This window comes from Brevibacillus sp. TJ4, from assembly GCF_044627595.2.
Taxonomy (GTDB): domain Bacteria; phylum Bacillota; class Bacilli; order Brevibacillales; family Brevibacillaceae; genus Brevibacillus.
Window position 1 is genome coordinate 2,893,992 of record NZ_CP185865.1, and the last position, 22,920, is coordinate 2,916,911.

Annotated in this window: 21 protein-coding genes and 2 pseudogenes; 6 read left to right on the forward strand and 17 right to left on the reverse strand. The window is 51.0% G+C overall.

Features of this window, described 5'->3' with window-relative positions; all coding sequences use genetic code 11:
- Entirely contained in the window at positions 1-1,035 is a 1,035-nt protein-coding gene (locus tag ACAF76_RS14275; RefSeq protein ID WP_400164180.1) for a TRAP transporter substrate-binding protein, read from the reverse strand.
- A gap of 175 nt (positions 1,036-1,210) precedes the next feature.
- The gene (locus ACAF76_RS14280; protein WP_400164181.1) at positions 1,211-2,215 is read right to left on the reverse strand and encodes a zinc-binding dehydrogenase; all 1,005 of its coding nucleotides are present in this window, start codon (positions 2,213-2,215) and stop codon (positions 1,211-1,213) included.
- Positions 2,216-2,502: 287 nt separating this feature from the next.
- Between ACAF76_RS14280 and ACAF76_RS14285 the strand changes: the two genes are divergently transcribed.
- The 5 genes and pseudogenes from ACAF76_RS14285 (at position 2,503) to istB (ending at position 6,364) form a co-directional block, all read left to right on the forward strand.
- Positions 2,503-3,855 (forward strand): hypothetical protein, encoded by a 1,353-nt coding sequence (locus ACAF76_RS14285; protein ID WP_400164182.1) that lies wholly within the window; start codon positions 2,503-2,505, stop codon positions 3,853-3,855.
- Between the two features lie 260 nt (positions 3,856-4,115).
- Complete coding sequence (locus ACAF76_RS14290; protein ID WP_421616806.1) at positions 4,116-4,415, forward strand: hypothetical protein; 300 nt, start codon at positions 4,116-4,118, stop codon at positions 4,413-4,415.
- A 12-nt stretch (positions 4,416-4,427) separates the two neighbouring features.
- A pseudogene (gene istA, locus ACAF76_RS14295) lies at positions 4,428-5,012 on the forward strand (IS21 family transposase); the annotation flags it as partial.
- A complete protein-coding gene (locus tag ACAF76_RS14300) occupies positions 5,007-5,624 on the forward strand; it encodes a Mu transposase domain-containing protein (protein ID WP_311067782.1) in 618 nt (205 codons plus the stop codon). The pseudogene istA and the gene ACAF76_RS14300, both read left to right, overlap by 6 nt.
- Complete coding sequence (istB, locus tag ACAF76_RS14305) at positions 5,621-6,364, forward strand: IS21-like element helper ATPase IstB (RefSeq protein WP_227278642.1); 744 nt, start codon at positions 5,621-5,623, stop codon at positions 6,362-6,364. The genes ACAF76_RS14300 and istB overlap by 4 nt, the downstream gene beginning before the upstream one ends.
- A 142-nt stretch (positions 6,365-6,506) precedes the next feature.
- On the opposite strand, the gene ACAF76_RS14310 is transcribed toward istB, so the two are convergent.
- The 5 genes and pseudogenes from ACAF76_RS14310 to ACAF76_RS14330 all read right to left on the reverse strand — a co-directional run bounded on the left by ACAF76_RS14310 (position 6,507) and on the right by ACAF76_RS14330 (position 10,657).
- On the reverse strand, positions 6,507-7,121 hold the full coding sequence (locus ACAF76_RS14310; RefSeq protein ID WP_421616807.1) for a hypothetical protein: 615 nt from the start codon (positions 7,119-7,121) through the stop codon (positions 6,507-6,509).
- Positions 7,122-7,530: 409 nt separating this feature from the next.
- Positions 7,531-7,656: pseudogene (locus ACAF76_RS14315) on the reverse strand (GrpB family protein); the annotation flags it as partial.
- A 158-nt stretch (positions 7,657-7,814) separates the two neighbouring features.
- A complete protein-coding gene (locus ACAF76_RS14320; protein WP_421616808.1) occupies positions 7,815-8,705 on the reverse strand; it encodes a DMT family transporter in 891 nt (296 codons plus the stop codon).
- Between the two features lie 103 nt (positions 8,706-8,808).
- Positions 8,809-9,378 (reverse strand): GNAT family N-acetyltransferase, encoded by a 570-nt coding sequence (locus ACAF76_RS14325; protein WP_421616809.1) that lies wholly within the window; start codon positions 9,376-9,378, stop codon positions 8,809-8,811.
- Between the two features lie 307 nt (positions 9,379-9,685).
- Complete coding sequence (locus tag ACAF76_RS14330; RefSeq protein ID WP_421616810.1) at positions 9,686-10,657, reverse strand: HD-GYP domain-containing protein; 972 nt, start codon at positions 10,655-10,657, stop codon at positions 9,686-9,688.
- A gap of 317 nt (positions 10,658-10,974) precedes the next feature.
- Between ACAF76_RS14330 and ACAF76_RS14335 the strand changes: the two genes are divergently transcribed.
- Positions 10,975-11,466 (forward strand): Mov34/MPN/PAD-1 family protein, encoded by a 492-nt coding sequence (locus ACAF76_RS14335; RefSeq protein WP_421616811.1) that lies wholly within the window; start codon positions 10,975-10,977, stop codon positions 11,464-11,466.
- Between the two features lie 76 nt (positions 11,467-11,542).
- Here ACAF76_RS14335 and ACAF76_RS14340 read toward each other — a convergent pair whose 3' ends face one another.
- The 10 genes from ACAF76_RS14340 to ACAF76_RS14385 all read right to left on the reverse strand — a co-directional run bounded on the left by ACAF76_RS14340 (position 11,543) and on the right by ACAF76_RS14385 (position 22,874).
- Positions 11,543-14,095: an S-layer homology domain-containing protein gene (locus tag ACAF76_RS14340; protein ID WP_421616812.1), complete on the reverse strand. Its 2,553-nt coding sequence runs from the start codon at positions 14,093-14,095 to the stop codon at positions 11,543-11,545.
- 107 nt (positions 14,096-14,202) lie between these two features.
- Positions 14,203-16,257: a hypothetical protein gene (locus ACAF76_RS14345; RefSeq protein ID WP_421616813.1), complete on the reverse strand. Its 2,055-nt coding sequence runs from the start codon at positions 16,255-16,257 to the stop codon at positions 14,203-14,205.
- Positions 16,258-16,604: 347 nt separating this feature from the next.
- Positions 16,605-18,398 carry a peptidoglycan D,D-transpeptidase FtsI family protein gene (locus tag ACAF76_RS14350; protein WP_421616814.1) on the reverse strand — a complete coding sequence of 598 codons (1,794 nt, stop codon included), beginning with the start codon at positions 18,396-18,398 and terminating at the stop codon, positions 16,605-16,607.
- 82 nt (positions 18,399-18,480) lie between these two features.
- Positions 18,481-19,152, reverse strand: coding sequence for a uridine kinase (gene udk / locus ACAF76_RS14355; protein ID WP_421616815.1), 672 nt, complete (start codon positions 19,150-19,152; stop codon positions 18,481-18,483).
- 42 nt (positions 19,153-19,194) lie between these two features.
- Positions 19,195-19,833 carry an O-methyltransferase gene (locus tag ACAF76_RS14360; protein ID WP_421616816.1) on the reverse strand — a complete coding sequence of 213 codons (639 nt, stop codon included), beginning with the start codon at positions 19,831-19,833 and terminating at the stop codon, positions 19,195-19,197.
- A 3-nt stretch (positions 19,834-19,836) separates the two neighbouring features.
- Positions 19,837-20,907, reverse strand: a complete 1,071-nt coding sequence (mltG, locus tag ACAF76_RS14365) for an endolytic transglycosylase MltG (protein WP_421617917.1) — start codon at positions 20,905-20,907, stop codon at positions 19,837-19,839.
- 206 nt (positions 20,908-21,113) lie between these two features.
- A complete protein-coding gene (locus ACAF76_RS14370) occupies positions 21,114-21,743 on the reverse strand; it encodes a TVP38/TMEM64 family protein (protein ID WP_421616817.1) in 630 nt (209 codons plus the stop codon).
- Between the two features lie 148 nt (positions 21,744-21,891).
- A complete protein-coding gene (locus tag ACAF76_RS14375) occupies positions 21,892-22,182 on the reverse strand; it encodes a DUF1292 domain-containing protein (RefSeq protein ID WP_421616818.1) in 291 nt (96 codons plus the stop codon).
- Between the two features lie 5 nt (positions 22,183-22,187).
- On the reverse strand, positions 22,188-22,604 hold the full coding sequence (ruvX, locus tag ACAF76_RS14380; protein WP_421616819.1) for a Holliday junction resolvase RuvX: 417 nt from the start codon (positions 22,602-22,604) through the stop codon (positions 22,188-22,190).
- 3 nt (positions 22,605-22,607) lie between these two features.
- Positions 22,608-22,874: an IreB family regulatory phosphoprotein gene (locus ACAF76_RS14385; RefSeq protein WP_421616820.1), complete on the reverse strand. Its 267-nt coding sequence runs from the start codon at positions 22,872-22,874 to the stop codon at positions 22,608-22,610.
- Positions 22,875-22,920 lie beyond the last annotated feature (46 nt).

Sequence of the window (22,920 nt, forward strand, 5' to 3'; positions counted from 1 at the left end):
TTACTTGTTTGCTTCTATCAACTGATTGACCAGATCTTCTCCCAACTGGGCGGCGTATTTCTGATAGACCGGCTGCACTTTTTCGACGAAGCGCTGTTTTTCCTCGGCGCTGAATTCCGTCACGACCATGCCATTGTTTCGCAAGTATTCCAGTGCTTCAGCGGTCTCTTCCTGGTTGAGCTGGCGCTGGTAGTCCTTCGCCTCTTCCGCCGCCTTTGTCACCATCGCCTGTTCCTCGGCAGTCAGCGAATCCCAGAACTTCTTGCTGATCAGAAACGGACTGGCGTTGTAGATGTGGCCTGTTTTCGCATAGTATTTTTGCACTTCGTAAAACTTCGACGAAGTGACGTTGCCGGCCGGATTTTCCTGACCGTCTACCACGCCTTGCTCCAATGCGGTAAACAGCTCGGTAAAGGCCATTGGCGTCGGAATCGCGCCGAGCTCTTTCCACAGGTCGAGATGCAGCTCATTTTCCAGCGTCCGTACTTTCAGGCCTTGAATATCTTCAACGGTCTTTACTTCCCGTTTGTTGTTGGTCAAATCGCGGAAGCCGTTTTCCCAGTAGTTGATACCGATGACGCCCACTTCCGGGAGATCCCCCAGCAGCTCCTGGCCGATCGGACCGTCCAAAATTTCGTACGCAGTCTGTTCATCCTTGAACAGGAAGGGCAGGTCGAGAACGCTGAAACGCTGGGCATCGACAGCGATCGGACCGCTCGACATGGTTGAGCCCTGAATCGTGCCTACCTTCAGCGCGTCAAACACTGCACGATCGCCGCCAAGCTGTCCGTCGGGATAGACTTCCACCTTGATTGCCCCGCCAGACTCCTGTTCGAGAATTTCCCCGAACTTGACCAGCCCTTTCGTCAGTGAGCGGTCCGGGGCTGTCGCTACAGCCAGCTTCATCACCTTGGGCTCACTGTTCCCCCCCTGTGTCCCGGCTTCCCCTGAGCTGACTGTCCCAGGCGACTGCGAGGAACATCCGGCAACTGCGAGCATACCAGCCAAAATCGCGTACATGACAACCTTTTTCATACATTTCCCACCTCATCTTCTTTTTCTTTTGTCTCTCTGTTTTCTTCCCCTCGGCTTGCGTCCAGACATGGTTCCAGGCAACTCCCCTTTCCGTGACGACCCTTGGATTTCTTTTCAAGTAAGATGACACCCTCGCGCATCGATACATGTCGCTACGACACATACGTCAAAAGCGTCATCGGTGCTGGTGAACCGCTTTGAAATCGAGCACAATTTTTCCATAATCTCCTGATAAAGCGTTTTCAATCGCTTGTTCATAGGAGGTCAACGGGGTAATCATGGAGACAATCGCATCAGCGCGAAATGACGGGTTGCGCAAATAGGCAATCGCTTGCTCGTAATCGGAAGGAAAGTTGTAAATGATCGTTCCGTACAGCGACAATTCATTTCGCACCATGTGGGCTACCGGCAAAATCGCTTCCTTGGCCAGACCGATGACGACCATTTCACCGCCCGGACGGACCAGTTCGATGCCTTGCTCCACGGAACTCTTCGTACCGCCTGCTTCTACGACGACGTCGAACGTCTCTCCTTCGATCTCCGCTGGCAGAACCGCGCGGACGTTGGCGCCCATCTTTTTGACCAGCTCCAGTTTTTTCGGGTTGATGTCGGTCGCAGTCACGTCTGCTCCTAGATGATCGGCCAAAGCCGCGGCAAGCATCCCTTCGTTTCCGCAGCCCACGATGCAGACCGATGTCTGCTCGTTGATCGCAACTTTTTTAAATGCATGGACGACTACCGCAAACGGTTCGATCAGTACCGCTTTTTCATTTGGCAGGTCATCCGGTATCGCCAGAACGTAGCGCGATGAAATGAGAAATTCCTGTGAAAACCCGCCATCGACATTGACCCCGAGCGATTTTTTGTCCACGCACAGATTCGTGTCGCCGTTACGGCAGTAGCTACATTCACCGCAATACGTATTCGGCATCACGACGACCCGCGTCCCGACCGGAAACAAAGCCTCGCTGCCTGCTTCGATGACGGTTCCGACCAGCTCGTGTCCCGGGCGCAACGGGTATTTGGCGTGCAGAAGTTTGCCTTGGTACACACCGAGATCAGAGCCGCATATCCCGCCGTAAATGACCCTCACTTTCACTTCATCGCCCACAGGCGACCCGGTCGCTTGCACTTCTCGCAAATCCATTTGATACGGTTTCGTTAAAAATAGCTCCAACACCTAATCCCACCACCATGTTGTCTTTTGATTAGATCGATCTAATAAAAGGGGTTATTTCCTTACGTTCAATCTTTTTTTTCGAGCTGGCAATCGTTTTTGCGCACTCCAAAGATTGACAATGTTTAGAACGATCTAATAAAATGATGAAATTATTCACTCTATTTTTTCTTTTCAGAGTAGAATTACTAGATCGATCTAATGGCATTATAGTAATTCCCTGAAAGCGTTGTCAACGAAATTTTCCGAAAACTGCCTACAATTTTTTTCAACTGGAAAGGAAGTCATCTATGCGTGTCCTACTCTATACTGTCGTCATCTTCTTGTACATGGTGTCGCAATTCGTACCGAACCTGTATCTCAGTTATGCAATCGGCGTATGCGCCGTCGTCGCAGTAGCGGTATCCGCCAAATACGCCAGCGGCTTGCACCGGATTTCCGGGTTTGTCTTTCTCACTCTCGGGATCGCACTGTTTCTTGCGAACGGCCTTCCCTGGCACACGTTTTTTCTGCATTTTCAGTCCATGCTCGGGCTGCTCTCGCTGTTTCTTGTACTGCCCTTTATCCATTCACTCGTCCGCATCGGCCGTTACGACCAGTCCCTCAGTCAGTTGCTGCAGGATCGAGTGACGCGTTTGCAGAGTCTGTACAAGCGCAGCTTTCTCGTCTGCCACTTTCTCGGCGTGTTTTTGAATATCGCGACGCTGCCTCTGCTTACGAAGTCGTTGCAGCCGTCGCTACAGATGCTGTCCAAACCGGAGGCGGACAAGTTCCTCGGCAAAAATTTGCTTCGCGCCTATGCGCTGTGCCTGATGTGGAGCCCGATGGAAGTGCTGGTGAGCGCGAGCATCGACATTACCGGTGCAGCCTACATTCTGATTGCGCCGGTCGTGATCATAGTGGTGGTGCTTTCCGTGCTCCTCGACTTCGCGATCTCCCGCTTTCACTACCAGGCGATCCCGGTCACGATGGACATGCCGGGCGAAATCAACATTCGGCACGTCTACAAAAAAGTGGCGCGGATGCTCGGAATGCTGGCTTTGTTCGTCGTGCTCGTCAGTCTCGTGCAATATACGCTGGACAGCGGTTTCCTGTTTTCTGTCGTCCTGCTGCTCGTTCCTTTTTCTCTGGTCTGGGCCGTCTCTCTGGGAAAGACGAAGAGCTACCTGACTGTCGCCATTCCGCAATGGATCGAGCGGAGCAAAGGATTGGCCAATTACTTTTTCATGTTTTTGTCCGCAGGGATGTTTGTGGAGATTCTCTCGCTAAGCGGACTGCTGTCGTTTCTCGAACCCGTCTTTTTGACGGCCTCGGAGACACCGCTCGTCCTCTATCTGTTGATTGGCTTCTATTTTCTCAGTACATCACTCGTCGGCTTTCATCCGATGGTGTCGCTTACGTTCATGGCTGAGTTTTTGCTGCCTGTTCTGCCTCATGTAGCTGCGCTGCCGCTCGCTGTTGTACTCATCGTCTGCGGGCTGGCCTCGGTCATGTACAGTCCGTTCAATCTGTCTGTCTCGATTTTGGCCAATGAGCTGCGGATCAACCCGTATCGGATCGCCGGATGGAATGTCGGCTATGCGGTTCTGTGCATGCTCATCGGCATCGGTGCTGCCTGCACGCTCGATTTGCTTTTTTGGTAAGCCAAGCAAAAAACTCCTTCCCGGCTGATCCCGCTTTTCCGGAAAGGAGTTTTTCTATCGTCCATCTCATGGAAGTTACTTTTCGCTCGCCACCGCTTGCCCCTTCGCTTGTGCTTTCCTGTCCGCTACGAAGACGCCTGTGAATGCTAATCTAATAATTGACCACCTAGTGGTACATTGCTCATAAAAAAGTTGACCACCTGAGCACCTCTTTCCTGTATCTTGAAGTTGTCGGACCACAAGATATAGGAGGAAAGGAAATGCTTCAGATGGCTAATTACGAGTTTATCAGGAAACAACACATTCTGCTAGGAAAGTCGATTCGCCAAATTTCTCGAGAGACCGGCTATTCCCGTCAAGTGATACGAAAGGCTTTGAAATCCTCTGAGATTCCTGTGTATCAGCTTTCAAAACCGAAGCCAAAGCCAGTCATTGATTCTGTCAAGCCCATCATCTTGGAGTGGCTGCATCAAGATGAACAAGCTCCCCCGAAGCAGCGTCATACTGCCAAACGCATTTACCAGAGACTCGTTGACGAACATGGATTCACCGGCGGTTAATCTACTGTACGACGCTACGTCAGAGAGTTGCGGGTTTCTCCCCCTAAAGCATTTGTCCCTCTCGATTTCCCGCCAGGGCGCTTTGCTCAATTTGACTGGGGTGAGGTTACGGTTCATTTACAAGGGAAACAAGTAAAGGTTCAAGTCTTTTGTATGCGTTGCACATACAGCAGAAAGATTTTTATCAAAACATTTGCTCATCAGAAGCAAGAGGCTCTTCTCCAAGGTCATGTAGATGCTTTTGAATTTTTCGGTGCTGTTCCCCAAGTCATCACATACGACAACCTGACAACAGCCGTTAAGAAGGTATTGGAGGGTAAAAATCGCGAGGAACAAGAGCGATTTACTCAGCTACGTGCCCACTACCTGTTTGAAAGCTATTTCTGTGATCCCGGAAAAGGGCATCAAAAAGGCCAGGTGGAAAACCTCGTACAGTTTGCTCAGAGGCAATTTTTTACCCCTGTACCCAGTGTTTCTTCTCTGGAGGAGCTCAATCAAATCCTCCTCGAAAAATGTATCTCTTACGAGAATACAACCGTTCCAAGGTCTTCACTAACGGTTGGAGAAGCATTTGCTCAAGAGTTGCCTATCATGCTTCCATTGCCTCCACGGCCATTGGATTGTTTCCGTGTTGTACCCGTGAAAAGCAATACGCTATCCATGATCCACATTGAGAAAAATGCCTATTCCGTCCCCGTTTCCTATGCATCGACCCAGCTTACTTGCCGAGTGTTTGCTGAAAAAGTTGAGGTGTATCACGGAAAAAGCCTGATTGCGACGCATGAGCGGTGTTTGGAAAAGGGAAAGGAGATTTTGCAATACGATCATTATCTGGATTTACTTCTTATTCGTCCAGGAGCAGTTCTTTATGCTAGACCATTGCATCAGGCAGGATTACCCGCCATTTACCAAAAGTTCTTGGACAAGTGCCGCAACCGACCAGGAGGGATGAAGGAGTTCGTTCGACTCTTGCTTTTGCACCGTGAATTCGATACTTCTCTTGTCGAAGAAGCACTGGAGGAGGCCTGCCAAAAAGGGATGTTCCAATATGATGCCGTAAGGCAATTATTGTTTCAGCGAACATTGCCGGAACACCGTCTACCCCAACTCTCGTTGGTGGAGGATAGCTCTGTTCCACGTATTCAGGTAAAGGCCCCAGATCTTAGCCAGTACAATCGTTTGTTACAGAAAAGGAGTGTGGTTCATTGAGTACGAGTTTCTTGCTTGAAACCTATGCGAAACGCCTTCGCTTACCTGCGATTAAACGTGTCTATAAGGAAATTGCCCATGATGCTGCTGAACGGCAAATTCCCTACGAGGAGTTCCTCTTAGCCCTACTAGAGCAAGAAGTTCAGCAAAGGGATGCTAACCAAATCGCCAGTCGCATCAAGCATGCCAAATTCCCTTCTATGAAAACGATCGATCAATTTGAATTCTCAGCCATTCCGTCTCTCAACAAGCCCAAATTGCTTCAACTGGCTCGCTGTGAGTACATCGAAAAGACAGAGAACATCATGTTTATCGGAAACTCTGGCACTGGCAAAACTCATCTCTCCATTGCACTCGGGAAGGAAGCTTGCCATCATGGCTATTCCGTCCAGTTTTGGACTGCCGCTAAAATATGCAATGAGCTTATGGAAGCTCAGTCCCAAAAGCGAATTCTCCAGCTAGAGAGGCAATGGTTGAAAACAGATTTGATTATTTTGGATGAAGTCGGGTTTGTCCCTCTCAGTCGGACCGGGGCGGAGTTATTATTCCAATTTTGTGCGGCCCGCTATGAGAAAGGAAGCATGATCATTACCAGTAATCTGGAATTTACGGAATGGACACAGATTTTCAAAGATGAGCAAATGACGTCAGCCCTGGTTGATCGGCTTACCCATCGTGCCCACATCTTTGCAATGAATGGGGACAGTTATCGCTTTAAACAGAGCATTCAAAGATCGTGATCATGAAAAAGTTACCCACCCGACGGGTGGATTGATTTTTGCCATGGTGGTCAATTTTTTGATGAGCACTGTGGTCAACATTTTGGTTGACATTCACAGACGCCGCTTAGCACCAGGACCATCCCGGCTATTGACATAAGATTTACTTCAACTTAAACGTTTTTGCAATTTGTAATGCAATCTTTTCGTCATGAAAATGTGCTGTATTAAAGTACATATCATAGGCTTTTCCATTCTTCGGATCAACAAAGTAGTAATGGTACTGTTCTTCCTGGGTTTCTTTTTCGGAAGCGGCAGGTGAAGTAAGGGTTAGTTTTGTACTATACGTTTCCATTTCAAAACCTTCTAATTTCGTTAACCCAGTGTCCTCGGCGTGATTCGGTATTAATTGCGAAATCGGTTCGGATGGGTAGTAAGAAAGAACATCTACCCCCCCTATTCGTACATCCTTTTGTTTAAATGACAAGGTTTTTTCGTTGGTTTTCTCTACCTTCCAGTCATCTGGGACACTGATTGAATATGCAGATGTTTCAATAGTCATTGGTTTAAATTCAATACCCGATACGTCGGCTTCAACACTATTCTCTGGTTGTTCAGATGGCTTTGTTTGAACAACAGTAGGCTCTTCTTTTGTATCATAAGTTTCAAAACTCCCACTTGAGCATGCGCACCTGTGACTACCGCAATTAACGCGAGAGATATAACCATTGATTTTTTCATATGAAACTCCCTTTAGTCTAGTACTATCAATAGGCAAATGCTTCTATTTCTTTTTCGGATTTATCTGAGTTGTCATAGTAATAATGGCAAATTTCCAAGAAGTCGTAATACATAATGACGAAACTAATTTTTTACTTAACATGATTATTCCCCACTTTCCTACATTTCCCTTTTTTGGACAACAAAATATTACATCATTTTACATTCATTCCCAACATTACCATTATGACGATTTTTTGAACTAGTTGAGTTTAAATCTTGAAATTAAAAACCTCTCAGTTTTTAAACTAAGAGGTTCAATTGACTGCTACCTAATATTGATTTTCTAATTGGACAATCTCAGGATTCCATTCTCTTCCACAACCACTATTGGACCTCATCCTGCTTAATTGTTTTTCCGTGGCTCCATCTTAAAAAAATTATCCAAAATGGGGAGTTATCCATTTCTAAGTAATTCCGCTCTGCCCGTTTTCCCCTTTTGCACGGTACCCAATGTTTTCCAGGAGATGGTTGTATGAGTCCACTTGCCTGATGTCGTGAATAGCGACCAGAATGTCGATAATCGGTTTCGCACATAGGAGGGGAGGAGCCCCGTGCTGCCATGAACAGCCACCACTTCATCGCCCATGATTTAACGCAGTATATGTACCTCTTCCCAGTATTTGTCCCCACGACTCATCATGGGAAACAACTTCTATCTTTCTCATCCCGACACTCCCTAGCCATCCGTTTACTTGTCAACTACCGCAGCTTTGTTCGCTTTTCTGCCCGCTACGAAGACGCCGCACAATACCAGCATCATGCCGGCAAGCAGATTCCAGGTGATGGCCTCATCCAACAGCGTATACCCCCAAATAATTGCCGTTACCGGCAGCAAGTACGTAACCAGAGTCGCGAATTCAGGCGATCCTTTTTGCACCAGGTAGTAAAACAAAATATAGGCCACACCGGAGCCAAATACACCCAGACCGACAAGCGCGCCCAGATTGTGCCACGCTGCTACTTGCGCCCAGTCCGCATCAGCCCACAGCAGCGAAGCGATCCCGGTTGCAAGCGTAGTCGTCAGCAAGGTTCCGAACGTCGTCTGGTACAAGGTCAAACCGGACAGCCGTCTGGACAACTGCGTACCGATCCCGTAACAGAGCGTCGCAGTCAGCATACAGAACAAGCCTACAAGATCGACGGAGACAAAAGATTCTGGATTCACATCGACGAGCACGAGTATGCCGACAAAGGCGATGGCGATGCCGAGCCATTGTACGAAGTTGGAAGCCGCCTTGAAAAAGAGGATGCCTACCACCATCGTCCACAAAGGCGTCGTCGCATTCAGCACCGAAGCCATGCTGCTGGTCAGCTTCGTCTCGCTGAGCCCGATGAGCGTCCACGGTACCGCCGTGTTGACCAGTCCGACGACGATCATCAGCGGCCAGGGGATGCTCTTCCAACCAAACTTCTGACGCGTCACCAGCATGATCAGCACGATCGTTGCCAGGCCAAATCCGGAGCGAAGAAACGAGATCGGCAGCGGTTCAAAATCAGGCAGCAAAATCTTAATGAAAAAAAACGACCCACCCCACATCAGGCTGAGCAACAACAAGGCAAGAAACAGTGGACGCTGCACGAAAATCCCTTCCTTCTTCGTTTGTACGGCTTGTATGGAACTGCATCTGTGGAACACAGATCCCGGGCCAGCCTTGTCACAGGAGAGCGAGTGGTTACCGGACTCATACCAACACAGGCAGTCGTTTTATCATACGAACATATGGATCACCGCTGACCAGCAAAGTGCCGTCCGGTTTGTACCCCATCGCTACGTAGAGCTTGCGGGCCTTGGCATTCTCCTCGGCCACCAGCAGGGCGGCCCGGCTGTATCCCCGCTTCTCTCCTGCCTGCTCAAATGCACGCAACAGGCTGGTGCCGATTCCCTGTCCTCGGCAATCATACCGTACGGCAAGCGAGTCGAGGTAAAATTCATCGTCACGCGCTTCCTTTACGATCACAGGCACCTGGCCCGTTCTGCGAACCCACTGTTCCACAAACGGCTGATCCAGCTTCTCTGTCTGGCTGCCGTGATAAAACAGGGCAAATCCGACAGCTATTTCTTGTTTTACTGCGACAACAGCATTTTCGAAGCTAAGCCGGTTTCCTTTTTTTGCAAAGGCTTCGCTAATGAGAGAAATGGCTTCATCTGCTTCTGCTGCTCCTGTAAGGCTATATGCAATGCCGCTTCCGATCGCGTCAAAGATGAGCGGAGCAACATGGACGGCATCGGTTGCTGCAGCTTGGCGAATCATCGGTTACGTCCTCCTTGCTGTACATACAATAGTTGTATTGTGCCACAGGTTTCTGTTATTTTCCATCATTCCAGCGTATTCAGGGTCTTCTGATTTTTACATGATAGCATACTTTTTTCGACCAAGCAGAATTTTCATTCCCTGTCGCCTACTTCCCAGCTTTTCAGTAGAGCAGCAGCATTTCCTCTTCTGCATGGCAAGGGGCAAACGGAATTCCGTCCGGGTCAAGGGCTCCCCACACACAAAAAAGCGCACATCTCCCTGTGCAGAGTGTGCGCTTATGGATTGGTAAAAAGGAGTACTCCTGTTATCCGATCATTTTATCGATAGTCAAGAGACGGTTGTAGCGCAAGTCGAGGAACTCGTCTCTTCGACGTACGAGCGGGCGCATCGGTTCGTCCTGGTTGATCAGGATGACTTCGACCTCTTCACCGGAGTTCAAGCGTGCCTTGGCACCGACGTACATCAGGGCGATGTAGCGGACGAACCTCGACACGACCTCCACGTTCAACGCCCCCTCGCACGCCTCTTTCCACAAATACTGGGCTGCTTCAAACGGCGATGTCCTGTCCTTGTACACCCGGTCAGAGCAAATCGCGTCAAACATATCAGCGATGCTCAGCACCTGGCACTCAATCGGAATCTCGTCCCCTTTTCGTCCCTCCGGATAGCCCGTTCCGTCCAGCCGTTCATGGTGCAGCAAGGCACAAAGGGCGAGCTCTTCCGTAGCCCCTTCCATCGCTTGCACCAATTCATAGCCATAGCGCGTATGCATCCGCATGATCTCGAATTCCTCTTCGGTCAGTTTCGCTGGCTTGAGCAAAATTTCCCTGGGCACCTTCGTTTTGCCGATGTCATGCAAAAATCCGGCCATGCCCATAAACTGGATGCGTTCTTCGCTCCAGTTCATCAGGCTGGCAATCAGGGAGGAGAGGATTCCGACATTGATCGAGTGACGATAGGTGTAGCTGTCTGCTCCCTCCAGCATGTACAGCGAGCGGAACAACCCTTTTTGCTTCATGGCTTGTCCGGATATGTCGGAAAAAATGGCGGAAAATTCATCTACAGACGGCGGCGTTTGCTCGAGAGTGCCGACGAGGTCAAAGATCGCCCGGGTCCTGTCCAATGCTTCGACGTAGGCTGCCACCGACTCGCGATCGTACGCCGCTTCCATCAGTTGCTTGGAGATAGGTTCCGCGATCTGTTCGTCAGTGACCTCATCCTCAATTTCTACTTCCCAGATCCCCAGACCGGTCAATGTATGTACATGGCTATCCATCAGTTCTGTCCCTTTTGTGAGAAGGAGGATCCCCTGCTGCGTGTACAAATCTACTGCCAGGGTACGCCCGACCAACTTACTGTTTACAGGTGCAAACGACATAGATTATCAACCTTTCAGCTCAATCCAAATTTTTAAGCCGCAACTTTATTCAGAAAAAAAAGATTATACAGTTAAATTATAAAAATGATTTTGTTAAGTTACAATCTATTCTTTGACATTTTTAAACATTTCTCTACACCAGGGACCAACTCCGACCGTGAAACATAAGATATGGAGCGAAATCTGTTGCGTTTTGCAAGGAGGGAAATCTCCACATGACGGCCTTGTACATCGTGCCAAAAGCCTGGAAGCAGATTGAGCAGGCAGTACGAAAAAATCCCTCACTGGAAACGGGTGGGGTACTGATGGGCTATTCCATCGGCGAAGAGCAATGGGTAGTCGCCTATGCGAGCGGACCGGGACCGCAGGCGATCCAGCATCCGACCTCGATCATGTTTGACGACGAACATCTGCGAAAACTCGTGCAAAGAATGAGCCGCACCCGGAGCTGGAAATACATCGGGGACTGGCACAGCCACACGATGCGTCGCCTCACACCCAGCAAAGGAGACAAGCGGACCATCTGGGAAAAAGCGTCGCAATCGATGTACATGTCTCCCTCTCCCTTGATGCTGATCGTCGGACTTGGCAAGCAGAGCCAACTGCGAGCCCGCGGGTTTATCCTCGGGGAGACGCTGCGCGAAGTGACTAATTTGGCTCTGTACGAACCGCAAACACTGCGACCAGGCAGCTCCATCCGTCTGTAGCCTTGCTTGCGCCAAGCAGTTTCTCTCGCTTGAAAAAAGCAGCCACGCCTGTATGCGGCAATGGCTGCTTTCCACATTAATTGATCATCTGGGCGTGCTTGAGCAGTTTCTCCAAGAGTGTCACCACTTCAGAACGGGTCATATGATCTTTCGGTTTCAACTGATTCTCTTCTTTACCAGCAAGAATTCCAGTATCAATCATCAACGCCACAGCTTCTTGCGCCCAGGCTGAAACCTCGGCCGCGTCGTTGTAGGCCACCAGCACAGACTGGATCTCGGCTTCACGAATCGAAGCCTCCGGACGGATCAGTCTGTATGCCCGAGCGATCATGGCAATTCCCTCTTCCCGCGTAATCAATTGACTGCCGCGGAACGTGGAATCATTATACCCGTTGACGATGCGATATTGACTGGCAATCGAGATCGGAGAATAATCCCACGAAGACGGAACTGTATCCTGGAAAGGATTGTCTGGCGGGTTCGGAGACATCAATCCCAAGCCATACGCGACAATAGTGGCAAACTGCGAACGGTCTATCGGTTGGTTGGGGGACCACGTGTTGTCGCCTGTTCCTGCCAAATTCAGTCGGGAAGCAATGTTGTGGACCATCGACTCCGACCAGTGATTATGGACATCCCCAAACTGCTTCGGATTCCAGATCACGGAATACGTACCGTGACCACGCAAATCGTGAATTTCGGCAAAGTAACGGTTTCCGATTTGGGTTATCACCGTAGGAACATGGAAGACCGTTCCATCGGGATTTACAAGAACACCGGTCGTAATGCGGTTCGGGTCGATGCCATCGGGCAAAGCGATGTACTTCGGCGCATAGCCATTCAGCTTATCGGGTCTTACGGAAATACCCTCATTGGTAAAGGTCATGTCGAGCAATACCGGATGTACCAGCAACTCGTATCCATTCCAGCTCGCCTGTTGATACGCCAGATTTGCCACATCGTAACGTGCCAAAGCAATATCAATGCGGACTTCGATCTCAGCAAGCTCTGCTGGAACCAAGCTCGCGGAAATTTGCTCCAAATCTACCTGGCTGCTTGGAACCGGGTAAATAGCCAGCAAATTGCTAATATCCAGCGTAGATTCGGTCTCAGCCAATTGTTTCACATCTTCCGCTGTCATGCCTGCCACGTTCAGGTCACCTTTGCTGGAAATATGAATCTTGAGTTGCTGACCATCTTCCTGAGACAGAATATCAGACAGCTTGTCCCTGTTTACCTCAGCGTGGGTAATGGTTCTTCCCCCCTCTGTCTCTTCTTTGCCCGTAGCAAAGGAAGCATTGCGATCGTTTGCCCCCGTCTCGACTTTCAAATCGTTGGGCTTGATAGGAGAAGGATTGGACCACATATCCTGTCCATTGTCATCATCGTCGTCGTCATCACGAGACGAAGGCTTGTCCAATCCTCTGTATGCTTTTCTCAACGCGGAAAGGGCATCGTCTACGTCTTCTTGAGTGGCATTTCGGTCTTTCAACACCGCCTGGGCTTTTTCCAGAGCATCCTCCAGTTTTCTCCAGCTCGCCCGCGTGTACTCGGATTCGTCCAGATCCTTGTCGAGAATGTCTGCTATTTCTTCCTCCAGCTTGGATTGGTCTACTTCCTTATCGGAGCCGATTTTGTCCAAGCCTTTATAAGCCTTTTCCAAAGCTGCTAGTGCAGTGTCTACTTCGCTCTGCGTTGCCTCTGGATCGTTCAGCACTTCTTCTGCTTTTTTCAACGCTTCTTGCAAGTTCTTCCAGCTCTGTGGAGTATAGTCGGACGACTCCAGGTTTTCCTCCTCGATGTCCGTTACCTTGGCTTGCAAGGCGGTTTTGTCCACTGGCGCTGGTTCCGTCGGTCCTGTCGTTACCGGTGTCAATCGGGCACGTGCGTTTTGCAAGTCAGAAAGTGCGGCGTTCACCTCGGCTTGTGTCGCTGCCGGGTCATCTAGCACCTGATTCGCCGTATTCAACGCCGTTTGCAGTGCTTGCCAGCTCTCTGCCGTGTAGTCTGCCGATTGCAGGTTCTCGTCGTTGGTTTCCGTCACCTTCGCCCGCAATGCAGTTTTGTCCACGGCTGGCGGCGTCGTTACACGGGTCAGCTCGTCACGCGCCTTTTCCAGGGCGGTCAGTGCTTGATCGACCTGCGCTTGTGTCGCTGCCGGGTCATCCAATACCTGATTCGCCGTGTTCAACGCCGTTTGCAGCGCTTGCCAGCTCTCTGCCGTGTAATCTGCCGGTTGCAGGTTCTCGCTCTGAATATCATGTAGTTTCGTTTGCAGTGCTGTTTTGTCGACAATAACGAGTGCCTTTGTTTTTGTAGCCGTTTGATTGTCTTTTGTAGCTGTCACTTCAATCGTATACGATCCTTTTGCCAGATCAACGTATGGAATAAACTCCCAGCTTCCATCTGGTTGAACAGCAACAGGGTCACCTGTCCCCGGTATCGGATTACCCGTTGCATCTTTAATGACGATCGAGACAGTTGATCCCGGAATGGCTGTTCCTTTGATCGGTGGTTTGCTCGTATTCACGATTTCACTGACCGGCTCGGTTACGTTCAGGGCATTAGAAAATTCATCTGCTGCAATCTGGTCAAACAGATCGACAGGAACGGCATTAGTCCCTCTCAAATTTCCGTTACCGTCGTAGGTTACCTTTACTTCTTTCCCCGTTACTTCGGTTCCGGTTGGCAATGTGAGGATGAGTTTTTTCCCGTCATTAGCGTCTTTCTCAAATGTTACATCACCAGTTGGTACCGCAGTGCCGTCGAGTGTGATCGCAAAGCCCGTTTTATCGGTAAATGCGATCTCTTTATAAAGGTCAGAATGATGCGATTGCCATCGGTGATGGATTGCTCCAGCAAAGCACCTTGCACGATTGGAGTCGGAGCCGCAAAGGTGAAGTAGCTTCCGTTTGCAAACACATCGCTATTCAACGTAACTTTGCCATTATTCAATTCATAAAAAGCAAGATTCGAATCAAATTGGTTGCTGTCGCTCACTACCAGATAACGAGGCCATTGCGCTGCCCCGTCCGCTTTTTCTACCTGGAGCGTGACGGTAGTATCGTCCCAATTTGTTTTCTCGACCTTGTAGATACGTTCCATTCGTTTCAAGCTGTCATCAGTCGGATGCGAAATCGCTGTGTTGTACGCAACACTGTTATTATCGTCACCGAACAAAAAGAAGGAAAAATCATTGGCGATGTCGTTGCGGTTGTCCTCATTGGACGCAGCAATTGCACTGCCGAGAGCAACCGTTACCAGCGAGCCGTGCTCCTCGGATCGAGATTGCTTTTGTTCCAAGGCGCTGACGCTATCCTTCCCGATCCCTGTGATGCGATTCCCGTATCCGGTATTGGCTGAGCTGTTCCACATCGTCCTTCCATTGCTGGCTACGTAATCTACCGATGTTCCGTCCCCGGCCCGCAGTGTCATCCCGTATTTCAGCGCCAGGTAGCTGTTTACGCGAGCCCGCTCATCGTCATTGAGCGTTCTGTTGTACAAGATGACTTCTGAAATCGAGCCGTTGAAACGTGCGAAATGGCCCGCTCCGATATAGTAGGTGGATAGACCGTTAAAAGACCACTGGGTTGTATTGTTGGGATCTCGGTGCAACTGATGTCCGTCAAGAGAAATTGCCCATTCCTCCGAAGAGCTTCTGATGTTTAACAGACGACTTTTTTTCAAGTCATACTCATTCGGATCAATCGTAACGTCCCGATTCGTTGTAGAAAAGAATGATGTCTGAATCTTTTTACCGGTGCCATCGCCATATTTCGCTGCCTGGTAATAGCTACCGAATTCCCACGGAAAGCCGGTATAATTGTCACTGATTTGGACAGAAAAAATTTCCCTCGCCGTATCTCCTTGACCAAAACGCGGTGTCGAAAAATAACCGATGTTGCTGGCGATCGATACCCCAGGATTAAAATTGATGATGGAAGGCTGATACGGTTGATAGTTACTGTCAGTGGAGTCCCATACCCGATTTTCTTGTGCCAAATCTTGCAGCTTCGGTACTTTGCCATTGGCGTCCTTTACCGCACTGCCATACACATCCACCCAAGTAGACAAGCCTTTGGTTACCCCACCCGGAGCCAGCGGTGGAGCGACGAAAGTAAAGAAGCTTCCAGTCGCAAACGCTCCGCTATCCAGCGTAACCTTGCCGTTGTTCATCGGGTAGAACTCGACAGAGGAACTGAATTGCTCGTCACGGGCGACAACCAAATATTGTGGCCATTTATCTGTCTCATCAGGCTTCTCGACTTGCAAGGTGACAACCGTATCTTGCCAATTCGTCTTCTCGACCTTGAAGATACGCTCCATCCGTTTCAAGTCGCCGTATGTAGGATGTTCGACTCGTTCGGTATACTTCGTGCTACCAGCATTGTCACCAAACGTAAAGAATGATAGATCTGGCTCAATCGTACCGCCATTCGCCATATTCGAGACTGCTACATTCGTTCCCAGCGCTATGGTTACAATAGAATCCGGATCTGCGGATCTCGATTGTTTCTGCTGCAAACCGCTGGCATCGTCACGTCCGATACCGGTAATCCGATTGCTGTAGCCAGAATTGCTGAACGCTTTCCACATCGTTGTGGAACCGTCACTGGCGACGTAATCGGTTGGATTACCGTTTTCGTCCATCAATGTAATCCCGTATTTCAACGAAAGGTAGCTTTGAATCCTGGTCCACTCGTCATCGCGAAGCTGTCTGTTTTCATCGAATACGATCAATTCGGCTATTGAACCGTTAAGCCAGAACTGATTGTTATTAATGGCACCCAATCGCAATTCATCCTTGATGTTCGTAATACTGCTCTGTCCACTCCTGCTGCCTGCATCGCCTCCTTTCAGGCCCCTTGTTCTGTAACGGGTGTTTTGACAAGTGGAAGAGCATGTAACGAGACTGTTACACGCGGTCTTCTGTTTGCTGTTGGTCAGTTGTTCGCCAGCTCCATTCCATGGCTGTTCACGAATCTATGTACGATCGTTGGCTCACTCGTTTTGTATTATTTTGCAAATTATAGGTCAAATAACAGTTTACGTTTCTCACCTATACAAACCCTATACATACCTAGTCAAAAACCCCCTCCCGGCAAACGGAAGGGGGCGTGTATGATTCCCTGCGAGTCTTACCCTGTCAGTGCAGCCAGTTCTGCCACGGCACTCTCAAACACTTCAATCGCCTTGTTCGTGACCCAGGAAGGCTGGTTTTCTACAACTACGCATATGGCGTAACGCGGGTCCTCATACGGCGCATAGCCGGCGAACCAAAGGTGATTCCCCGGGTCCTGGGCTGTTCCTTTCTGCGCTGTCCCGCTTTTTCCGGCGACTTCCCACACACTTCCGTCCAGCGTCTTTCCCGTCCCTTCAGTCACTACCTTGCGCATCATCTTGCGCAGCTTGTTCGCTGTCACATAATCGATGCCAGTCTGATCGAGCGTCTGTGTGGAAAAGCGGTGAAACGGCTGCCCGTTGCGATACGAAATCTGTTCGACAAGCCGTACCTGACTGGGCTGTCCGTTGCGTAAAATCGTCACAATCAGGTTGGCCGCCTGCAATGGTGTGACGCGCACGTCGCGCTGTCCGATCGCCGTCTGGATCAAAATGCCTTCATCGCGGCGGGATGCTTCCTTGGCAAAAATCGCTCCCTGTTCCTCACCGTCGATCTGTCGAAATTCCTTGCGGTGAAACAGATCGGGAGTCAGATGGCCGACGCGCGTGGACAGTCCCAGGCGCTGCGCATACGCTTCCAGCGTTTCTCCCCCTATGCGTTTGGCTATTTCCGCGAAGGCGATATTGCACGAGTGGGCAAATGCCTCCTCCATCGTCACGCTGCCATGCCCGTCCTTCTTCCAGCAGGAAAAATGGTATTTGCCGTACTCTCCGGTGCAGGTAAAACGATCCGTGGGCAAGACAAGTCCTTCTCCCAGCGCCGCTGCAGCCACCACAATTTTGAACACGGAACCCGGGGGAAGCTGCTTGACCGCCCGATTTTGCCAGCTTCCCGCGTGAATGTCCACTTTCGTCTGGTCGTACTCCGGTCGGCTGACCATCGCCCGGATGTCGCCGCTTTTTGCATCCAGCACGACGATCGAGCCTTCTTTCATCCCGGCCTGTTCGGCTACCTGTTCCATTTTCCGCTGAATCTGCGCATCCAGCGTCGTCCGCAGCGAGAGCGGATAGTAGCCGTTTTCCTGTTTCGTATGGCGGATGTCGAGCCCGCGCAGCGGCCGTCCCTGCCCGTCGACGTAATAGGAGAGCACAGAAGGCTCGACACCTTGCAGAAAACGATCAAAGCTGCGCTCCAGACCGGAGGCGCCGATCGTGCTTTCGCTGTTCATTTTGCCGCTCGCATATTCCTCCGGGTAGAGCGATTCGACGAGCGCCGGATTTTGGTGGATGTAGCCGATCACGTGCTTGGCCACCTCGTCGTTGCGGTAGCGCTCTGTCACCGGCAGGGCGACAATTCCCGGAATCGCCAACTGATTGACCTGCTGCATCTGTTCTTCTGTAAGCACCACCAGTTTGTTGCGCTCGTCCCGCAGCAGGATCGGACCTTTTGCGTTTGTCATCGCCTCGTTCAGTTGCGCCGGCGTCTTGCCGACGATGCTTCCCAGTTTGGCGAGGCCGTCCGTCCCCTCCAGACTGCCTTTTGCCAACGGAAATAAAATCAGCGCAGGATGCTCGATACCGGTAAAGGAGTAGCCGTTGCGATCCAGGATATCGCCGCGTCCGCTGTGCAGCGTAATGCTTTGCTGCCGCTGCTTGACCGCGCCTTTGACCAGATCGATCCCGCGGCGGGAAAAGCGATGAGGAGCACCGAGCTGAATCCACCACAAGCGAACCAACAGACCCAGCCAGAGCAAAGACATGAAGAGCAGGACGAGAAATTGGCGTCGTTTGATGCGCCGTTCGATTTGCATACGTCAATCCCTCCCTGGCTTTTCCACCAGTATTGCCGGATTTGCATGCATAAAAACGATCAACTGCGCAAAAAAACACGCCTTATGCAAGGCGTGTCGGTTCACGATCTGTAGAGAGCGATTGTATTTTGCGCTTTTCCATCAGGATGTTGCCGATCTTCGTCGATAGCAGATCGAGCGCTACCCGGTTGTAGCCGCCTTCGGGAATGATCACATCCGCATACCGCTTCGTCGGCTCGATAAATTGCAGATGCATCGGACGCACCACGTGCAAATACTGGTTGACGACAGAGTCGAGCGAACGACCGCGCTCCTCGATGTCGCGGACGATCCGCCGCAAAATCCGCACGTCGGCATCGGTGTCGACAAACACCTTGATGTCCATCAGATTGCGGATTCGCTCGTCTTCTAGGATCAGCAATCCTTCCATTATGATGACGTCGGTCGGCTTTACGTGCACCGTCTCCGGGCGACGATTGTGCACCTTGAAATCGTAGATCGGCTTCTCAATCGCCCGGCCTTCAATCAACTCCTGCAAATGAAACAGCAGCAGGTCATTGTCAAAGGCAAACGGATGGTCGTAGTTGGTGAGAGCCCGCTCCTCTACGCTGAGATGACTCTGATCCTTATAATAGGAATCCTGCTCAATCATCGTTACACTGTCATGCTGAAATTGGCGGAATAGCTCTCTGGCGACCGTCGATTTGCCTGAACCGCTGCCTCCTGCTACTCCGATCACGACGGGGTTCCCCATCTGGCATATTTCCCCTTCCATGTTGTACTCGTACTATGTGTACTATCCTTGTTTGATACTGATAGCCAAGCCGTCTCCGACCGGCAAAAACGACGTCTCCAGATCAGCGCGCTCCTGCAGCTCCTGATTGTAGACGCGCAGCTTGTCCACGAGCGGCCGCAGCCGTTTTCCCGCTTCGTCCGGCGCGGCGACAAGACCGCGGAACAGCACGTTGTCGCTGATCACGAGTCCCCCCGGACGAACCAGCGGCAAATACAGGTCGAGAAACGTCCGATACTGTCCTTTGGCGGCGTCGATAAACAGACAGTCGAACTGCCCCTGTTCATCCGGCAGCCCTGTCGTGGCATCCCGCAACAGCACGTCCACTCGATCGGCACAGCCTGCCTCCCGGAGGTTTTCCCGGGCTCTCGCCAGCCGCTGCTCGTCGATGTCCATCGTCACGATCCTGGCCTGGGGAGCCGCTTCCGCCATCCAGATCGTCGAATACCCGATAGCCGTGCCGATCTCCAGAATGGACGTCGGTCTGTGCAGCATCAAAAGCGTGCGAATCACCTGTGCGGAGGCCAATTGCACGATAGGAATACCCTCTTCTTCCGCCTCCTGCTCCAGACGCTGCAGCAGAGCCGAGCGCGGCGGAACGAGATCGGCGATATACGCGTCAATCAGAGGATTGGTAATCATGCATTATCCTCCTCCATTTTGCCTGCTCTTCGCGTCATTGGCGTTGTGCTCCTGCAATGTCCGCGAGAAATAATGTTCCTGTGTCCCGTCTTTTTTGGTCACGTAGAAAAAGTAGTCGTGTACTTCCGGGTTGATCACGGCTGCCAGCGATTCCCGGCCGGGATTGGCGATCGGGCCCGGAGGCAGTCCGGGGTTGGCATACGTATTGTACGGACTGTCGACTTTCAGATCGTCGTAGGTAAGCCGCTCTTTTTGTTTGCCCAGCAAGAACTGCACCGTGGCGTCCGCCTGCAGCGGCCAGTTTTCGCGGATGCGGTTGTAGTAGACTCCGGCGACCTTGGCCCGCTCTTTGTCTACCGCCACCTCGCGCTCCACGATGGAAGCGAGCGTCACCGCCTGATCCATCGTCAGGTTGTGCTGCTTGAGCTGCTCGTTCCACTCCTCTTGCCATTCCTTTTGGAACTGGGCCAGCATTCTTTCGATGATTTCCCGCTCGCTGGCTCCCTCTTTCACCTCGTACGTCTCCGGGAAAAGGTAGCCTTCCAGCCTGTTACTGCGCTGCTCATCCTGCGGAATCTCGGCGACAAACGGGAACTCCGGGAAGCTGCCGTGATTGACCTCGTGCAAGAACGCGTCCTTGTCGACGATTCCTTCGCTGGCGAGATGCTCCGCGATCTGCTCCACGTTCCAGCCTTCCGGGATCGTAAAGCGCGTCGCACGTACGACGACATTCCCTTCCACCATGTTTTGGATGATCTCGTCATGGCTCATCCCCGGCGTGAATGCGTACTCCCCGGCCTTTAGTTGAGGGGCTACCCCTTTATAGCGTACATAGTAGCTGAACAATTCTCCATTTCGTACCAGTCCGGCCTCTTCCAGCAGTTGGCCGATCTGCCGCACGGAGGTACCTGTTGGAATGAGGACGTTTTTGCTTTCTCCCTGTGCCTCTACAGGCTGCAACTGGTCGTATATGTAGTAGCCTGTCCCCCCTGCAGCGAGCACCACGAGCAAGACAAAAAGCAACAACAAGCGAAGCAGACGGCCTCCCCTTCTGCGCCGCTCCCTTGTCTCCATGAAATTGCGTCTTTCGGGTTTCCCTATCAAGGCAAAAATCCTCCTAGCTTCTCCACAATCTATCTTTCGTAATCACTTCATTATACAAGAGGCTTTTCGTACTGTCACCGTACGGACATGATGACGAAAAAAGGAATAATGAACCGGTCGCACAGAGTCAACCCCAGGAGTCAGACTGCCATTTTTCCCCCTGGGGTTACCATTCCCTATATTTGCTTTTTCAACTGCTGTTTTCTCTGCCAGATTCGATGCAGGCGCAAAATCACTGCGAGAAAGATCGCGTAAATGCCGATCGCCAAGAGGATGTTGCGCGGCTCGGTCATCAGGTTGTCCCCTACCACCGCGAACAAAAGCATCGCCGGGATCTTCCCCAGGGCCGAAGCGATCGCATACGTAGCGAACGAAACGCGGTGCAGCGCAGCGTACATGTTGACGATAATGGAAGGCACGATTGGGACAAGCCGGACGAATGCGATCGCGACGAACGCATTTCGCTCAAACATCGCGCCCAGTCTGCCAATTCGCTCATAGCGCGCAAGCACCCGCATCCCCCATTCCTGATAGCCGTAGCGGACGACCAAAAACATCAGGATGGAAGCGGCAGTAGAGCCGATCCAGGTGATCAGCCCTCCGACAATCGGACCGTAGGCTGCTCCGATCACCCCTCCGACAATCGGATAAGGGATGACGGGAAAAAAAGCCATTACCGTCGCCATGACCGTAATCAGGACGAGGTTGTCCGACTCCTGAAACCATTCCAGAATCGTTTCGCCGTACAGGTAGATGACAAGAGCAATACCGGCGTAAAACACAGCCAACCCTATTTTTTTACCCATTCGTTCTCTCCCGGTCCGTAATACTCCTATCTTACCATATAAGCGAAGACTGATTTACGAGAAAATGTAGCAATTTTGCCGAACGTGCAGATGCCCAGAAAAGAGGGCTATCCGCAGTCTTTCGACGTGTGGGATAGCCCCTCATTCATCAGATTTCGTCTTTCTCCAGATCAGTAATCAGCGTCTCAAAGGTAGCTTCGACCTGCTCCCACTCGTCGTCGTCTTCGATCGGGATCAGCATGTCCGTGCCGTCGTAACGCAGGAAGTGAACCTCGTACTCTTCTTCCTCTTCCTGGTCTACCGGTACCAGCACCAGATAGCTGCGGTCTTCGATGTCAAAAATGTACATGATGCGGAAGTCGCGCGGTTCGTCTGTCCCTTCTTCTGTCAGGGCGATGACGTCGCCTACCTCAAACTCTTCGTTCATTTCTTCACTCATCGTAGTCACCTCGATTTTGCGTCCAAGTATCCCTGCAGGATCAATGTGGCCGCCATTTTGTCAATTACGGTTTTGCGCTTTTTACGGCTTACATCTGCCGAGATCAGCATTTTCTCGGCAGCCATCGTCGTCAGTCTTTCATCCCACATGTGAACAGGCAAAGAGGTACGCTCCTGCAAGAACGTGGCAAAAGCCTGGCACAGCTCCGCGCGCGGACCAATCGTCCCGTTCATGTTTTTGGGCAGTCCGACGACGATCTCGGCCACCTGATACTGGGCGATCCATTCGTTCAATCGAGCCAAATCCTTTTCCTTGGACTCCCGCCGGATCGTCTCCAGACCTTGAGCCGTCCAGCCCATCTCATCACTCACGGCGACGCCAATCGTCTTGTCGCCGACATCCAATCCCAAAATTCTCGCCATCTTTTAGGCTTCCTTGTCGCGTGACAAGTATACTGTCACCAACTCTTCTATGATTTTGTCCCGTTCCAGTTTGCCAATCAGGCTGCGTGCGTTGTTGTGCCGTGGAATGAACGCCGGATCGCCAGAAAGCAAGTACCCTACGATCTGGGTGGTTGGGTTGTATCCTTTCTCCTGCAGAGCCTTGTACACCTCTTGCAGCGTCTCTCGTACATCTGCTGCACTGGCTTCTTGCGGCACTGTGAACTTCATCGTATTATCCAACGAACTCACAATCAACACCTCGATTTCCTACAGACTTCTCTATAGCAAAAGTCCT

Bases quoted from the DNA above. Each gene is read 5' to 3' on its own strand.
- ACAF76_RS14360 (WP_421616816.1), bottom strand. From the start codon at position 19,833: ATGATTACCAATCCTCTGATTGACGCGTATATCGCCGATCTCGTTCCG.
- ACAF76_RS14285 (WP_400164182.1), top strand. From the start codon at position 2,503: ATGCGTGTCCTACTCTATACTGTCGTCATCTTCTTGTACATGGTGTCG.
- ACAF76_RS14330 (WP_421616810.1), bottom strand. From the start codon at position 10,657: ATGGATAGCCATGTACATACATTGACCGGTCTGGGGATCTGGGAAGTA.
- ACAF76_RS14290 (WP_421616806.1), top strand. From the start codon at position 4,116: ATGCTTCAGATGGCTAATTACGAGTTTATCAGGAAACAACACATTCTG.
- ACAF76_RS14300 (WP_311067782.1), top strand. From the start codon at position 5,007: ATGCTTCCATTGCCTCCACGGCCATTGGATTGTTTCCGTGTTGTACCC.
- ACAF76_RS14350 (WP_421616814.1), bottom strand. From the start codon at position 18,398: ATGCAAATCGAACGGCGCATCAAACGACGCCAATTTCTCGTCCTGCTC.
- ACAF76_RS14275 (WP_400164180.1), bottom strand. From the start codon at position 1,035: ATGAAAAAGGTTGTCATGTACGCGATTTTGGCTGGTATGCTCGCAGTT.
- udk (WP_421616815.1), bottom strand. From the start codon at position 19,152: ATGGGGAACCCCGTCGTGATCGGAGTAGCAGGAGGCAGCGGTTCAGGC.
- ACAF76_RS14370 (WP_421616817.1), bottom strand. From the start codon at position 21,743: ATGGGTAAAAAAATAGGGTTGGCTGTGTTTTACGCCGGTATTGCTCTT.
- ruvX (WP_421616819.1), bottom strand. From the start codon at position 22,604: ATGGCGAGAATTTTGGGATTGGATGTCGGCGACAAGACGATTGGCGTC.
- ACAF76_RS14335 (WP_421616811.1), top strand. From the start codon at position 10,975: ATGACGGCCTTGTACATCGTGCCAAAAGCCTGGAAGCAGATTGAGCAG.
- ACAF76_RS14375 (WP_421616818.1), bottom strand. From the start codon at position 22,182: ATGAGTGAAGAAATGAACGAAGAGTTTGAGGTAGGCGACGTCATCGCC.
- mltG (WP_421617917.1), bottom strand. From the start codon at position 20,907: ATGGAGACAAGGGAGCGGCGCAGAAGGGGAGGCCGTCTGCTTCGCTTG.
- ACAF76_RS14325 (WP_421616809.1), bottom strand. From the start codon at position 9,378: ATGATTCGCCAAGCTGCAGCAACCGATGCCGTCCATGTTGCTCCGCTC.